This is a genomic window from Bradyrhizobium sp. HKCCYLRH3059 (assembly GCF_051168035.1).
Taxonomy (GTDB): domain Bacteria; phylum Pseudomonadota; class Alphaproteobacteria; order Rhizobiales; family Xanthobacteraceae; genus Bradyrhizobium.
The window spans coordinates 761567-776847 of sequence record NZ_JBNPUF010000002.1 but is presented as its reverse complement, the minus strand read 5'-3'; the positions used below and the strand labels follow the sequence as shown (position 1 = coordinate 776847).

Below are 15281 nucleotides of genomic sequence, written 5' to 3'. Positions count from 1 at the left end.
TTTACCGTCCTTCCATCGGAAAGCCCCCGAATAGATGGGTCAGGGGTTCACCCATATATACTGTTTTAAGTTGCTGTGGATGAATGAATTCGTCTTTAAACCACGGGTATTTGCCAGGGTTAAAAGCCTCGACCAGCCAGTCGATCATGTGACGCACCCTAGGGATGCGTCCGGTGGTGGCATGATAAGACAGCCAGATGTCGTAAGACCACTTGAGGTCAACCTCCAGTGGTATGATTTTCCCGCCCAGGGCACTCGCATAGGTTGGGAAGACTCCGATGCCGGCGCCGTGCGCCACGGCCCAGTAATTGGCGCTCGAGACATTGGTGGTCATCGCGATCAGGTCCCGCTGCTCGAAACCGGGGAAGATGGTGGCGAAGGCGGCATTGGCGGCGGCTTCGTCCGCCACCTGCAGAACCAAGCGGTGTTTGACGAGATCGTCAATCGTCTTTGGGATGCCAAATATCTCCAAATATTTCTCGCTCGCAAAGCACATCAGGTGCATGCGGCCAAGCCGGACCAGCTTGACGTCGAGCGCCGCCGGCCGGGAGAGGTGGATGGCGACGTCGGCCTCGTGACGCGACACGTCGGCCGAGCGCATCGCGCAATAGAGATCGACCATGACGTTGGGAAAGCTCTGCTGAAATTCGACCAGCCGGGGCGCCAGCCAGAACGTGCCGAGCCCCTCGGTCACCGCGACCCGGACCTCGCCCGACGCAGCGCCGGCGAGACCATCGCCCGCGCGCAGCAACTCGAATGACGCGGCCTCCATGTGCTCGACGGCGGAGACCACCAGCGCGCCTTCGTCGGTCAGCCGAGCGCCGTGGACATCGCGCGTGAACAGCGTCGCGCCGATCTGCCGCTCGAAATCATCGATGCGTCGCCGTACGGCATTGATCGAGAGCGTCAGCCGCTCGGCCGCGGAGCGAAAGCTGCCGGCCCTGACAACCTCGAGGAATATCCGCGCTGCATCCCAGTCGGTGAGGCTTGCCTGCGCCGATTTGCTCACGGTCGACTTGGCCGGGGCGGCCCGGCCCGTCGCAGTTCTTGCCGGCTTGCTCGCCGTTGCGCCCTTGGCGCCGCCACTCTCTCGGCTCAGTTCAATGCTCGATCCTGCCCCAGCAGACGAGCCTCCGTGCTCCCCTGGTGCCAGCGTCGCAGGGGTCTCGGCTAGTTCCCGGCGTTCCTTCTGAGGAACGCCCCGTTCCGCCGCAACGCGCATACAAGCTCTCTCCGCCTGCTAGAGTGATTCCGATAAATTACGGGCAGGGCACGTTCGTGCCATGATTTGGTTGAGCGATCGAGGGTCGATGAGTCTGCCACCTTCAGTTCTCTGCAGCATGGTCTTACCGCCAGCAGATGCGCGGTCTGACACATCATGTAGGACAGGGACACGCTTAACGCGAGTCGAACCTAAGATCGACGGTTTTTGCCTCGACCGCAATGAAATGGTATTCGAAGATGGGCCGTTGTCATGCTATCGTGATGAACGGATCGTGGCGCTAATTCATCGAATGCCGGGGAGCGGTGATGTCTCTTCACCCTGCGTCATGCCAGGACGCCGTCGTGCCGTCCCAGGAGGTGGGTGCATGGCTCGGCTGAGCCGCATCGGCAAAGCGCAGGGGAGCAACGACATGACGTATTTGGAAGCCATCCGCGAGTCGGGAGTTGCTCGGCTCCATCTCGTCGCACGCTACTAGAACGGAAACGACGCCTGTGGCCAATTCAGACGAACAAATGCTTGCAGTGCTTGCGTCCCTCGAGCAGTGCCGCGCCATGCTCGCGGCGACGGGCAATCGCGAATCGGCGCATTTGGTCTCGGTTGCCATCCTCGACCTGCGCATGAAGCTGAACCGTCTGAGCGAGGACGATCTGAAATCGCTCTGCGATGAGATGGTTCAAGCCGACAATCCCGACAAGCTGCGCGATGCGAAGCTGCAGCCGGGTCAGCGCCGGCCACCGTTGCTTCGAGTGGTGAAATAGCACAGTTCGATGTGTGCACAAGGGTGCATTTGGCGCATTTGTGATATGTCGTGATCCCACGGTGAGGCGCGCGCCGGCTCGCAGACGAGCCGGTTAAAGCGAGGCGACACTCCCTATCGGGGCGGGGGACTTCGCCAATGAGGCCCCGATCCGGGGACGTCTGGCTCTATCCTGGCGAAAGCCCGCAGGCCGCGATCATCGTTGACCGCCGTAACTTCGGCACGTCTGTTGCGTATTCCCCGCATCGGCGGCAAGAAGCGTCGTGCCCCGGCTTGCGCCTGGAGGGGCGTATCGCGGGACTCGCATGATCCAGAACGTATCGATTCCGGCCGCGTTCATTGCTGGCTTGGTCAGTTTTCTTTCGCCCTGCGTGCTACCGCTGGTTCCTCCGTATTTGATCTATCTCACCGGCGCCACGATCGAGCACATCGAGAGCGACGAGCCTCCGGCCGCGTCGCGTCGCGCCGTGATGATCTCGGCCGCACTGTTCGTGCTGGGCTTCTCCACCGTGTTCGTGATGCTGGGGGCGAGCGCCTCGCTGATCGGCGGCCTGATCCGGGCCTGGTCGGAGCAGTTGTCCATCCTCGCCGGCGTCGTCATCATCGTGATGGGCCTGCACTTCCTCGGCCTGACGCGGATCTCGTTCCTGATGCGCGAAGGGCGGCTGCCGATCCCCAAGCCGGTCGGCCTGTGGGGCGCCTATGTCATGGGGCTCGCCTTCGCCTTCGGCTGGACGCCGTGCATCGGGCCGATCCTGGCGGCGATCCTCTCGATCGCAGCCGCGGAGACGACGGTCGCCAAGGGGGCGGGGCTTCTTGCCGTCTATTCCGCGGGCCTCGGCATTCCGTTCCTGGTCGCGGCGTTCATGATCGAACAGTTCTCGGCGCTGTTCGTCCGCATGCGTGGCCATCTCGTGAACATCGAGCGCGCGATGGGCGTGCTGATGATCGCCACCGGCATCGGCTTTCTCACTGGCGCGGTCTCGACCTTCAGCATCTGGCTGCTCGAGACGTTCCCGGCGCTGCAGAGGTTCGGCTGACGCGGCTCAATCGTCGAGCTTGCAGGTGATGGTGTAGACCACGCCCGGCGGCAGGAAGTCGACCGTGGCCTCGCCGCCGAGCTGATCGCGCGCGCTGCGCTCGATCAGGCGGGAGCCGAAGCCGCGCTGGATCGGCGCCGAGACCACCGGGCCGCCGGTTTCCTGCCACACCAGCCGCAGCCGTGCCGGCAGCTTCTTCGCCGCGTCGGCCGCGCTCGCCAGCTCCCAGGACAGATCGACCGTGCCGGTGTCGTTGGAGAACGCACCATATTTGGCGGCGTTGGTTGCGATCTCGTGCACGATCATCGACAGCACGACGGCGAGCCGCGGCGACAGCGCCACCTTCGGGCCGGAGATCCTGATGCGGTCGGGCGTGTTGAGGCGGTAGGGCTTGAGCACGCGCTCGATCACGTCCTGCAGCTCAGAACCCTGCCATTTCTCCTTGCTGAGCAGATTATGCGCCTCGGCGAGCGCGCCGAGCCGGCCCTCGAACTTCTCACGCTCATGGCGGCTGGCGCTGCGGAAGGTCTGCACCGCGATCGCCTGCAGGATCGCCAGCGTGTTCTTGACCCGGTGATTGAGCTCCTCGATCAGCAGGTCGTGCAGCATCTCGGCGCGCGCGATCGTCGTCGCCATCCGCACCGCGAAGGCCAGACCGATCGCCAGCATGATGCCGCCGAGCAGGCTGGTGACGGCGAGGTTGCGCCACAACGGCGCAACCAGCGAATCCTCGGCGATGCCGGCGCCGATGGTCCATCCGGTGAGGGTGGAATGGGTGAAGCTCGACAGCAGCGGCACGCCCTCGAGCGATACGCTCGACAGCGTCGCCTCCTGCTCGTTGCGCATGCGATCAAACACCGAGGGCGAGGCCTGCTTGCCTATCGTCTCCGCCGGATTTGGCACGCGCGCGAAGACGGTCGCCTGGCGGTCGAGCAGCGACAAGGTCCAGTCCGGATTCGGCCGCTGCTTTTCCAGGATGGTCTGGAACATCTCGATCGGCGGGCTGAACGAGATGTCATAGACGACCTCGCCGTCGCGAAAGACGGGCACCTCGACGGTGACGATCAGGCTCTTCTTCACGACGCCGTAGAACAGGTCGGAATATTGCGGCTGCCGGGTCTCGAACACGCGGCGGGTGATCTCGCGGTTGTTGCGCGTCGGCAGGTGAGCCGTATCCGTCGTCGCCGACGAGAACAGCTGGCGTCCGTTGCGGTCGGCGACCACGATCGTGCCGTTCTTGCCGTACTGCTCGAGGAAGCCCATCGCGATCGGCCGGAAGCGTTCGAAATCGCCGGTGGTCAGAGCATCGGTCAGCGCCAGGACCTGGACGCCGCCGGTCATGCGCTGCATTTCGGCATCGAGCGTCAGCCGGATGCTGCGCACCGTCTCCAGCACGCGCTGACGGGCGTCGCTGCGATCCTGCATGTAGCTGTGCAAGACGATTCCGCCTGCGAACAGGATGAGCGGCAGTGTGGTCCCTGCGACCAGAAGAGCAAGCCGGATCGGCAGGGAGAGTTTTGGCACGGATGCCCCGTTTGAGCTGGCGCTGCTGATCGCCGTTGGGACTGACGCAGGCGGGAGACGCGTCGGGCGGAGGCGAATTTGTGCGGCGAGCGCATATCAGGCTGGAGCGGCTGCCTCCGCAAGGGCTCGGCGGTTGCAGCCGTTCACATGACTGTCAGCATAAGAGAGCACCGCGTGCACGCCAAGCGCAACGCGCGGGGATCGCCGGTTCCCTGAGCGGCTTTACCGCTCCTAGACGTTGCTTTCGGTGATCGCCGCGTACACCATCGTGCGCAGCTCGCGGCGGATCGGGTAGGCGCTCGACGGCAAGACCTGGGTCATGAAGATCGTGATCAGCTCCTCGGCCGGGTCGATCCAGAACGCCGTGGAGGCCGCGCCGCCCCAGGCATATTCGCCGGCGCTGCCGGGGATCAACGTCTTGGCCGGATCCATCGTCACCGAGAAGCCGAGACCGAAGCCGATGCCGTTATAGGCTGCTTCCGCGAACATCGAGCGCGACAGCGCCGGCAGGTCGACGCCGCCCGGCAGATGGTTCGAGGTCATCAGCTTCAGCGTCTTCGGTCCGAGCAGCCTGACGCCGCCGAGCTCGCCGCCATTGAGCAATGCGCGGCAGAACGTCAGATAGTCGGCCGTGGTCGAGCACAGGCCGCCGCCGCCGGAGATGAAGTCGGGCGGGCTCAGGAACGAGCTGGTCGCCGGGTCGTCCTGCAAGGTCAGGCCGCCCTTGCGATCGGCGGCGTGGAACGACAAGGCGCCGCCGGCATCGGCCGAGTAGCACGCCGCCAGCCGGTGCGCCTTCGCCGCGGGCACGTGGAAATCGGTGTCGCTCATGCCGAGCGGATCGAAGATGCGCTGCTTCAGGACTTGCTCGAACGGCTGGTCGGCGATCTTGCCGACGAGATAGCCGACCACGTCGGTCGAGACCGAGTAGTTCCAGGCCTCGCCCGGCGAGAATTCGAGCGGAATACGCGAGAGATCATCGATCATCGACTGCAGCGTTCCCGCCTTTTCGACTGCGCCGATCTTGGCGTCGCGATAGGCGGCATCGACGTTCGATCGCTGCTGGAAGCCGTAGGTCAGGCCGGAGGTGTGGCGCAGCAGGTCGACGATCAGCATCGGCCGCGACGGCGGCCGGCTGACAAAGGCCGGTGCGGTCCCGGCGACGAACACGCCGAGATTCTTCCACTCCGGAATGTATTTCGCGACCGGCTCGTCGAGCGCGACCTTGCCTTCCTCGACCAGCATCATGAAGGCGACGGAGGTGATCGGCTTGGTCATCGAATAGATGCGGTAGATCGTGTCGTCCCTGACCGGGACCTTGCGCTCGACGTCGGCATAGCCGAGCGAGCTCGCATGCACGATCTTGCCGCGGCGATAGACCATCAACTGCGTCCCGGGAAAGCGGCCGGCCTCGACATAGCGCTGCCGCAGATGGGCATCGATGCGATCGAGCGCGGCTTTCGACATGCCGACGGTTTCGGGCGAGGCGGGTGTCGGGGCGAGCATCGGGCGTCTCCGCTATGATCGGTTTCTGGCGGCCTGCGCGAGGATCGGCCGCGCATCCCGTTTGTTCCGGGTGATAGCCGAAAAACGCGCCGCGTCCAATGGCAGGCCAGGCATGCGTCGTGTACCCTTTGCGCCGGGAGGAATTGGCAATGACACAATTCAATGAAGCCGAGCTCACGGAGGCCGTCGTCGCGAGCTTCGAACGGACACCCGATCCGCGCGCGAAATTCCTGCTGCAGGAATTGGTGAAGTCGCTGCACGATTATGTGCGCCGGACGGAGCTCACTTTCGACGAATGGGCCGCCGCCATCGACTTTCTCACCCGCACCGGACAGACCTGCACCGCAAGCCGGCAGGAGTTCATCCTGCTGTCCGACGTGCTCGGCGTGTCGATGCTGGTCGACGCCATCAATCATCGCGACCGGGCAGGGGCGACGGAGACGACCGTACTCGGCCCGTTCTACGTCGGCGAGCACAAGGTGACGCCCCACGGCACCGACATCTCGGCGGATCTCAAGGGCGAGAAGATGTTCGTCCAGGGACGGGTGACCGATCTGGCGGGTGCCCCGCTGGCAGGCGCCGCGGTCGATGTCTGGCATGCCGACGACGAGGGCTTCTACGATTCGCAGCGGCCGTCCTATGAAAGCGATGGTCCGTCGTCGCGGGCGCGCTTCATCACCGATGCGGATGGCCGCTTTTTCTTCCGCACCATCCTGCCCTGCAGCTATCCGATCCCGACCGACGGTCCGGTGGGACGGATGATCCTCGAGACCAAGCGTCATCCGATGCGCCCGGCCCATGTGCATTTCCTGGTGGACGCCAAGGGCTACGAGCCGCTCATCACCCATGTCTTCGTCGGCGGCGACGAATATCTCGACAGCGACGTCGTCTTTGGCGTCAAGGACGAGCTCATCGCCCAGGTCGAGCGGCGCAGCGACGCGGTGATGCCGGACGGCAAGCTGGCCATCGGGCCATGGCACTTGATGACCTATGATTTCCGCATGAAGCCGGGAGCGGGCGTGGCGCCGAGGCCGCTTGGCGCGATCGCGCCTGAACCCGCCTGATCCGCGGCTGGCAGGTCCGCCTACCAGCCGCCGTGGCGAGCCGCGAGCAGGATGATCACTGCGATCGCGAGCAGCGCAGTCGTCGCCTTCCAGAACAGCAGCGGATTGCGCTCGATCAGGGGCGTCCGGCCGCCGCCGATATAGGCGGGATTGGGGTGCCGAAGGTCGAAGACGAATTCCGAGAGGCTCTCGTAACGTTTGGCGGCGACGGGATGGACGGCGCGCCGGAGTGCGCCATCGATCCAGAGCGGGACGGTTTGGTCATCGCCGGAGGCCGGGTGATAAAGCACCTTGCGAAACTGCGCCCGGGTTCGTGCACGTGCCATCTGCGCGCCGTAGGGCAGCCGGCCCGTCAGCATCTGGTAGGCGATCACGCCGAGCGAGAACTGGTCGGACCATTCGGAGCCGCCCTCGCCGAGAAAATATTCCGGCGCCGTATACTGCTGGGTGCCGAGGATGCTGTCGTGGTCGGCAGCCGGATCGGCCTCGACCACGCCGCTGACCCGCACCGATCCGAAATCGATGATCTTCACCGTCCCGGTCCGGTCGATCATGATGTTTGCAGGCCGCAGATCCTGGTGCAGCACTTCCTTGCGATGCAGCGCCTGCAGCCCCCTGGCGATCTGCTCGATGATGTCTCTGACGGTATCGAGATCGGCTTTGGGATGGTCGATCATCCATTGCGCCAGGGTCTGGCCTTCGACGAATTCGGTGACGACGTAGAGATGATCGCGGCGACGCGTCGATGGGAAGGCCTTCAGCACGTGCGGGTTGTCGATCCGCCGCGCAATCCAGTCTTCCATCAGGAACCGTTTGAGATAGGCCGGGTCGCCGCGCAGGTCGATCGAAGGCACCTTGAGGGCGACGGCGAGCTCCGTCTCGACGTCGACGGCCAGATAGATGTGGCTGCGGCTGCTGGCGTGGATCTCGCGCACGATCCGGTAGCCCTCGAAGATCATCCGCGCGTCCAGCAGCGGCGCCGGCGGCAGCTGCTCGGCCTGGACCGGAATCTCGGCGGCATCGCCGGCACCGAGTTCGTCGATCCGCACGATCTGGATCGTGAGATTGTCCGCGCTGCCCTGCGCCAGCGCCTCAGCGACGATGATACGGGCCGCCTGGTCGAGGTCGTGGGAATTCTCTTTCAACACGTTGGCGACAAAACGCTTGCCTACGTGTTCGTGAACGCCGTCGGTCGCGAGCACGAAGATGTCGCCGCGCTCGATCCGAATGGCCTGATAGTCGATTTCGACCTCGGGATTGACCCCGAGCGCACGCCCCAGATAGCTCTGCTGCGACGAGATGATGACGCGATGATCGTCGGTGAGCTGTTCGAGCGAATGGCCTGCGGGGCGATAGATGCGACAATCGCCGATATGGAAGAGATGCGCCGTGGCCGCCTTGATCACCATCGCGCTGAGCGTGCAGACGTAACCCTTGTCGCGGTCATAGGCGTATTGGCTGGCTCTGGTCTGGGCGTAGAGCCAGGAGTTGGCCGCGGCGATCACGCGTCGCGCCGAGGTCTTCACCGACCAGGCATCCGGCGTACAGTAATAGTCGGTCAGGAAGCTCTTGACCGCCGACTCGCTCGCAATGTGGCTGACCTCGCTGCTGCTGATCCCGTCCGCGATGGCGATCGCGATGCCCTTCAGGCTGAGCGCCGGCTCATCGGGAATCAGTGCGCCGTGGAAGTCCTGGTTGCCCGGCTTCTGCCCTTTGTCGGAATGCGCTCCGATGGTGATCCGCAATGGCATTTGGGCTATCGAGCGATTTGAGGAGAGCCCGACCTTAACTGAAGCCGGGCTCTCCAAGGGAGACGGAAATCAAGCCGCGACGCGGGCTGCGATCTTGGCATCACGCTTCGGCTGCGTCCTGACATGGGTGGCGTACAGCGTCAGGCCGGTGAACGAGAGACCGCCGACGAGATTGCCGAGCACGGTCGGGATCTCGTTCCAAATCAGGTAGTCCATGATCGAGAACTTCGCATGGAGCATCAGCCCCGACGGAAACAGGAACATGTTCACCACCGAATGCTCGAACACCATGTAGAAGAACACCAGGATCGGCATCCACATCGCCAGCACCTTGCCCGGGACCGTCGTCGAGATCATCGCGCCGACCACGCCGGTGGAGACCATCCAGTTGCACAGCATGCCGCGGATGAACAGCGTCGCCATGCCGGCCGCGCCATGCGCCGCGTAGCCGAGCGTCCTGCCTTCACCGATATTGCCGATGACAGCGCCGACCTTGTCCGGCTCCTGCGTGAAGCCGAACGTGGTCACGAATGCCATCATGAAGGCAACGGTCAGTGCTCCGGCGAAATTGCCGATGAAGACGAGGCCCCAGTTGCGCAGCACGCCCCCGAGGGTCACGCCGGGACGCTTGTCGATCAGCGCCAGCGGCGACAGCACGAACACGCCGGTCAGCAGATCGAAGCCCAGCAAATAGAGCATGCAGAAGCCGACCGGAAACAACAGCGCGCCGATGATCGGCTGGCCTGTGTTCACATTGATGGTGACGGCAAACCAGGCCGCGAGCGCCAGGATCGCGCCAGCCATGTAGGCGCGGATGACGGTGTCCCGGGTCGACATGAAGATCTTGGACTCACCTGCGTCCACCATCTTGGTCACGAATTCTGAAGGCGCGAGGTACGACATTCAAACGTCCTTTGTTTGCTCTCGGGAATAGATTGCGCGCTGCCTTGCGAGAGGTTCTGGCTCTCGCGGGACATCGCCACGGGCAGGCGGATCGGATGTCGAATGCGGGGAAGGGCGTCACGACGACCGCGCCGAGGTGACCCCGGTCGCGAGCGCGCGTCCGTCCCGGAGATCAGGCGCCATCGGCCTCGACAGTCCGGCGAACCGCAGTCATCGTTGACTTGTAGGCGTCGAAGCAATGCCTGTGCCAATTTTGACGCCAATCAAAAGATCATCGATTTCAATCGATTACGTTTGGACGTCCGGGCCGCGGCTGCTTGAAAGGGCTGATTTGCTGCCCTGGTGCTCATGGAACAATCGCGCCATGCCCGCTTTGTGTGCGGCGCACACAAAGTGGGCGAATCGCAAATTTTGGATGCGGCCTTCTGCCTCTGATGGATTTGCTGTGTGCAGTTAAACGATTGAATTTACTTGTAAATTCAAAATTGATGCGTTGGCACGAAGCTTGAAAGAGCATTCGCGACGCCATCGATGCCGTCCGCGCAATCCTCATCCGAATCGTGACGCTGCCCCTTCCGAGGCCACCTCGGAACACGCGCCTTCGTGCGTGGCGCAGCGACCCGCAACGGACGGCCTTTTCACCCATCGAGCGCTCTTCAGACAAAGGACGACAGCACTCATGACGAAGACTGCCAATCCTGCTCGCCGCAACGGCTTCAGCCGTCGTCAGCTTCTCAAGGCGGGCGCCGGCACGGCTGCGCTGCTAGCAGCCGCGAAGCTGAACTTGCCGGGCGGAGCGTTCGCCCAGGGGGCGGGGCCGGAAGTCGCCAGCGCCAAGCTCGGCTTCATCGCGCTCAGCGATGCCGGTCCGCTGTTCGTGGCCAAGGACAAGGGCATCTTCGCCAAATACGGCATGCCCGACGTCGACGTACAGAAGCAGGCCTCGTGGGGCACCACGCGCGACAATCTCGTGCTCGGCTCTGAAGGCAACGGCATCGACGGCGCGCACATCCTGACCCCGATGCCGTACCTGATCTCCTCGGGCAAGGTGACGCAGAACAACCAGCCGACGCCGATGTACATTCTGGCGCGGCTCAATCTCGATGCGCAGTGCATCTCGGTCGGCAAGGAATATGCGGACCTCAAGCTCGGCCTCGATACCGCGCCGTTCAAAGCCGCGCTGGAGAAGAAGAAGGCCTCCGGCAAGTCCGTGAAGGCCGCGATGACCTTCCCGGGCGGCACCCACGATCTCTGGATCCGCTACTGGCTCGCCGCCGGCGGCATCGATCCCGACAAGGACATCGAGACCATCGTGGTGCCGCCGCCGCAGATGGTGGCCAACATGAAGGTCGGCACCATGGACTGCTTCTGCGTCGGCGAGCCGTGGAATGCGCAGCTCGTCAACCAGGGTATCGGCTACACCGCCGTCACGACGGGCGAGATCTGGAACAAGCATCCCGAAAAATCCTTCGCGATGCGCGCCGCCTTTGTCGACAAATATCCGAAGGCCGCGAAAGCGTTGACGATGGCGGTGATGGAAGCGCAGCAGTGGGCCGACAAGATGGAGAACAAGCAGGAGCTTGCGACCATCATGGCCAAGCGGCAGTGGATGAATTGCCCGGTCGAGGACGTCGCCGGACGCACGGCCGGCAAGTTCGACTACGGTACCGGCAAGGTCGTCGAGAACTCGCCGCACATCATGAAGTATTGGCGCGACTTCGCGTCCTATCCATTCCAGAGCCACGATCTCTGGTTCATCACCGAGGACATCCGGTGGGGCAAGTATGAGGCTGGCTTCGACGCCAAGTCGCTGATCGCCAAGGTCAACCGCGAGGACATCTGGCGCGAGGCCGCCAAGGAGATGAACGTCGCAGCCGCCGAGATTCCGACCTCCAAGTCGCGCGGCAAGGAGACCTTCTTCGACGGCAAGGTGTTCGATCCGGAAGATCCCGCCGCCTACCTGAAGTCGCTGTCGATCAAGCGCGTCGACGCCTGATCAGGACCTCCCGCTGCGCGCGCAAGGCGCGCGGCCTCTCTCATTGCACGGAGAAAGATTTCCGATGTCCATGCCAGCGTTGACCAACGATAGTGCTCCCCAGGTCGTGCCGACCGCGGCGGCGTCCACCTCGGCGTCAATCGTGACCATGACGCCCAAGCAGGCGCCGAAAGCCGAACGCTATGGAAAGATGGCCCGCGAGGCCGCGGTGCGCGTGGTGCCGCCGTTGATCGTGCTGGCGCTGTTCCTGCTGATTTGGGAGCTGGTCTGCCGCCGGGCCGGCTCGGCGCTGCCGCCGCCCTCCCGGGTGTTCAGCGATACCCGCGAGCTGATCTTCGATCCGTTCTTCGATCATGGCGGCATCGACAAGGGACTGTTCTGGCATCTCGAGGCCAGCCTGCGCCGCGTCGCCTTCGGCTACGCGATTGCTGCCGTCGTCGGCGTCGGTGTCGGCACGCTGATCGGCCAGTCGGTGTGGGCCATGCGCGGCCTCGATCCGATCTTCCAGGTGCTGCGCACGATCCCGCCGCTCGCCTGGCTGCCGCTGTCGCTGGCGGCGTTCCGCGACGGCCAGCCGTCGGCGATCTTCGTCATCTTCATCACCTCGGTATGGCCGATCATCATCAACACCGCGGTCGGCATCCGCAACATTCCGCAGGACTATCGCAACGTCGCCGCGGTGGTGCAGCTCAATCCGCTGGAGTTCTTCGCCAAGATCATGATTCCGGCGGCCGCGCCCTACATCTTCACCGGCCTGCGCATCGGCATCGGCCTGTCGTGGCTCGCGATCGTCGCGGCCGAGATGCTGATCGGCGGCGTCGGCATCGGTTTCTTCATCTGGGACGCGTGGAATTCCTCGCATATCAGCGAGATCATCCTGGCGCTGTTCTATGTCGGCATCATCGGCTTCGTGCTCGACCGCCTGATTGCGGTCGTCGGCAAGATCGTCACCCGCGGCACCGCGACGAATTGAGAGGTAGAGATCATGGCCTATCTGAAGCTCGACCACGTCGACAAGACCTTCACCCGCGGCACCGCCACCACCGAAGTGCTGAAGGACATCAACCTCTCGATCAACAAGGGCGAATACGTCTCGATCATCGGCCATTCCGGCTGCGGCAAGTCGACGATGCTCAACATCGTGGCGGGGCTCACCACGGCCACGACCGGCGGCGTGCTGCTGGAGGAGCGCGAAGTCAATTCGCCGGGACCCGACCGCGCCGTGGTGTTCCAGAACCACAGCCTGCTGCCCTGGCTGACGGTCTACGAGAACGTGCGGCTCGGCGTCGACAAGGTGTTCGCCAAGACCAAGACCCGCGCCGAGCGCGACGCCTGGACCATGCACAATCTGAACCTGGTGCAGATGGCCCATGCCAAGGACAAGCGGCCCAACGAGGTCTCCGGCGGCATGAAGCAGCGCGTCGGCATTGCCCGTGCGCTCGCCATGGAGCCGAAAGTGCTGCTGCTCGACGAGCCGTTCGGCGCGCTCGACGCGCTGACGCGGGCGCATCTGCAGGACTCGGTGATGGCGCTGCACCAGAAGCTCGGCAATACCATCCTGATGATCACGCACGATGTCGACGAGGCGGTGCTGCTGTCCGACCGCATCGTGATGATGACCAACGGCCCGAGCGCGCATATCGGCGAGGTGCTCGAGGTCGCCCTGCCGCGGCCGCGCAAGCGGCTCGAGCTGGCGACCAACGCCACCTACGTCAAGTGTCGCCAGCGCGTGCTGGAGTTCCTGTATGAGCGGCATCGCTACGTCGAGGCGGCGTGACGATTGGAAAGCGGAGAGCGCATCGAACCGCTCTCCGCGTCGGGCAACTAACGGGTTCTCGTTTCCATCATAAGGATTTCCCATGACGCCGTCTCAGATCGCATTGGTTCAGAATAGCTTTGCCAGGGTCGCGCCGATCTCCGATCAGGCCGCGACCATCTTCTACGATCGGCTGTTCGAGGTCGCGCCGCAGGTGCGCGCGATGTTTCCCGACGATCTCACCGAGCAGCGCAAGAAGCTGATGGCGACCTTGGCGGTCGTCGTCAATGGATTGACGAATCTGCCCGCGATCCTGCCGGCGGCAAGCGCGCTCGCCAAGCGCCACGTCGATTACGGCGCCAAGCCGGAGCACTATCCGGTGGTCGGCGCCGCGCTGCTGTGGACCCTCGAGAAGGGACTTGGCGACGGCTGGACGCCCGATGTCGCCGATGCCTGGACCGCGGCCTACGGCACGCTGTCCGGCTACATGATCGCGGAAGCCCATGGCAAGGCGCAGGCGGCGGAGTAGGCGCTTTGAGTGAACCGCTCGTCATCGTCGGCAACGGCATGGCTGCCGCAAAGCTGGTCGAGGAATTGTCGCAGACTGCGCTCGGCCGCTACGCGATCGCCGTCATCGGCGAGGAGCCGCGGCTCGCCTACAACCGCGTGCTGCTGTCGTCGGTGCTGGCCGGCGAGGCCGCGTCCCACGAGATCGAGCTCAAGCCGGCGGCCTGGTGGCGCGAGCGCGGGGTAACGTTGAAATACGGTGCGCGCGTCACCGCCATCGATGTCGGCCGTCGCGAACTGCGGATCGAGAACGACGAGAACGTGGCGTTCTCGCGCCTGGTCCTCGCCACCGGCTCGCTGCCGCTGCGGCTGCCGGTGCCGGGCGCCGATCTGCCGGGTGTGCACACATTCCGCGACAGCCGGGACACGGACGTGCTTCTGGCGCTGGCGGCGAAGAAGGGGTGCGTGGTGGTCGTCGGCGGCGGGCTGCTCGGGCTGGAAGCGGCCTATGGCCTGGCGCGTGCCGGCGCCAGGGTGACGCTGTTGCATCTGATGGACCGGCTGATGGAGCGGCAGCTCGATGCGCCGGCCGCCGCGTTGCTCAAGTCGCTGGTGGCGCGCAAGGGCATCGAGGTTCTGCTCAATGCCAGCACCGCGGCCATCCATGGCGATGGTCGCGTCGAAGGAGTCGAGCTGGCCGATGGGCGGCGCCTTGCCACCGACGCCGTGGTCTTCGCGGCCGGCATCCGGCCGAATGTGACACTGGCGAAGGAGGCGGGGCTCGCGGTCAATCGCGGCATCGTCGTCGACGACGCGATGCAGACCTCGGCGCCCGGCATTTTCGCGCTCGGCGAATGCGCCGAGCACCGTGGCACTTGTTATGGGCTGGTCGAACCTGCTTATGAGCAGGCGCGGGTGCTGGCGCGGCATCTCGCCGGCCGCCAGGCGGCCTATGGCGGCAGTGTCGTCTCGACCAATCTGAAGGTGTCGGGTGTGTCGGTGTTCTCGGCCGGCGACTTCATGGGCGCCGAGGGCAGCGAGGCGATCGTGCTCAACGACGCCAGGCGGGGCATCTACAAGAAGCTCGTCATCGCCGAGGGACGCCTCACCGGCGCCGTGCTGATCGGTGAGACTCAGGACGCGTTGTGGTATCGCGACCTGATCCGGAGCCGCGAACCGGTCGCAGCGATCCGGACAGCGATGATGTTCGGCCGCGCGGGGGCGCGGCCGCAGGCAGCGTGAGAAGGGGCCA

The 15281-nt window shown here is 64.4% G+C and carries 13 protein-coding genes; 8 read left to right on the top strand and 5 right to left on the bottom strand.

The genetic code is table 11. The features are described 5' to 3' along the window. Position 1: 1 nt before the first annotated feature. Entirely contained in the window at positions 2 to 1222 is a 1221-nt protein-coding gene (locus ACQR13_RS10440; protein ID WP_315715722.1) for a LysR family transcriptional regulator, read from the bottom strand. Positions 1223 to 1737: 515 nt separating this feature from the next. On the opposite strand from ACQR13_RS10440, the gene ACQR13_RS10435 reads away from it, so the two are divergent. After that, the gene (locus ACQR13_RS10435; protein ID WP_315737708.1) at positions 1738 to 1983 is read left to right on the top strand and encodes a hypothetical protein; all 246 of its coding nucleotides are present in this window, start codon (positions 1738 to 1740) and stop codon (positions 1981 to 1983) included. A 304-nt stretch (positions 1984 to 2287) separates the two neighbouring features. Beyond that, positions 2288 to 3022, top strand: coding sequence for a cytochrome c biogenesis CcdA family protein (locus ACQR13_RS10430; protein ID WP_316170614.1), 735 nt, complete (start codon positions 2288 to 2290; stop codon positions 3020 to 3022). A gap of 6 nt (positions 3023 to 3028) precedes the next feature. Here ACQR13_RS10430 and ACQR13_RS10425 read toward each other — a convergent pair whose 3' ends face one another. Then, the gene (locus tag ACQR13_RS10425; protein ID WP_434842217.1) at positions 3029 to 4546 is read right to left on the bottom strand and encodes a sensor histidine kinase; all 1518 of its coding nucleotides are present in this window, start codon (positions 4544 to 4546) and stop codon (positions 3029 to 3031) included. Between the two features lie 231 nt (positions 4547 to 4777). Then, the gene (locus ACQR13_RS10420; RefSeq protein WP_315715725.1) at positions 4778 to 6052 is read right to left on the bottom strand and encodes a serine hydrolase domain-containing protein; all 1275 of its coding nucleotides are present in this window, start codon (positions 6050 to 6052) and stop codon (positions 4778 to 4780) included. A gap of 149 nt (positions 6053 to 6201) precedes the next feature. Between ACQR13_RS10420 and ACQR13_RS10415 the strand changes: the two genes are divergently transcribed. Further along, on the top strand, positions 6202 to 7116 hold the full coding sequence (locus ACQR13_RS10415; protein ID WP_315754180.1) for a dioxygenase: 915 nt from the start codon (positions 6202 to 6204) through the stop codon (positions 7114 to 7116). 20 nt (positions 7117 to 7136) lie between these two features. Here the strand turns inward: ACQR13_RS10415 and ACQR13_RS10410 are convergent, their stop codons facing one another. Together ACQR13_RS10410 and ACQR13_RS10405 are read right to left on the bottom strand one after the other, a co-directional pair. Then, on the bottom strand, positions 7137 to 8867 hold the full coding sequence (locus ACQR13_RS10410) for a bifunctional protein-serine/threonine kinase/phosphatase (protein WP_315754178.1): 1731 nt from the start codon (positions 8865 to 8867) through the stop codon (positions 7137 to 7139). A gap of 69 nt (positions 8868 to 8936) precedes the next feature. After that, positions 8937 to 9770, bottom strand: coding sequence for a formate/nitrite transporter family protein (locus tag ACQR13_RS10405; RefSeq protein WP_315754176.1), 834 nt, complete (start codon positions 9768 to 9770; stop codon positions 8937 to 8939). Between the two features lie 679 nt (positions 9771 to 10449). Here ACQR13_RS10405 and ACQR13_RS10400 point away from each other — a divergent pair. The 5 genes from ACQR13_RS10400 (at position 10450) to ACQR13_RS10380 (ending at position 15271) form a co-directional block, all read left to right on the top strand. Next, complete coding sequence (locus ACQR13_RS10400; protein WP_315754174.1) at positions 10450 to 11766, top strand: CmpA/NrtA family ABC transporter substrate-binding protein; 1317 nt, start codon at positions 10450 to 10452, stop codon at positions 11764 to 11766. A 64-nt stretch (positions 11767 to 11830) separates the two neighbouring features. Beyond that, entirely contained in the window at positions 11831 to 12739 is a 909-nt protein-coding gene (gene ntrB / locus ACQR13_RS10395; protein ID WP_315715730.1) for a nitrate ABC transporter permease, read from the top strand. 9 nt (positions 12740 to 12748) lie between these two features. Then, the gene (locus ACQR13_RS10390) at positions 12749 to 13543 is read left to right on the top strand and encodes an ABC transporter ATP-binding protein (protein WP_315715819.1); all 795 of its coding nucleotides are present in this window, start codon (positions 12749 to 12751) and stop codon (positions 13541 to 13543) included. A gap of 82 nt (positions 13544 to 13625) precedes the next feature. Next, the gene (locus tag ACQR13_RS10385) at positions 13626 to 14051 is read left to right on the top strand and encodes a globin family protein (RefSeq protein ID WP_315715731.1); all 426 of its coding nucleotides are present in this window, start codon (positions 13626 to 13628) and stop codon (positions 14049 to 14051) included. Positions 14052 to 14056: 5 nt separating this feature from the next. Next, positions 14057 to 15271 (top strand): NAD(P)/FAD-dependent oxidoreductase, encoded by a 1215-nt coding sequence (locus ACQR13_RS10380; protein WP_409977925.1) that lies wholly within the window; start codon positions 14057 to 14059, stop codon positions 15269 to 15271. Positions 15272 to 15281: the final 10 nt, after the last annotated feature.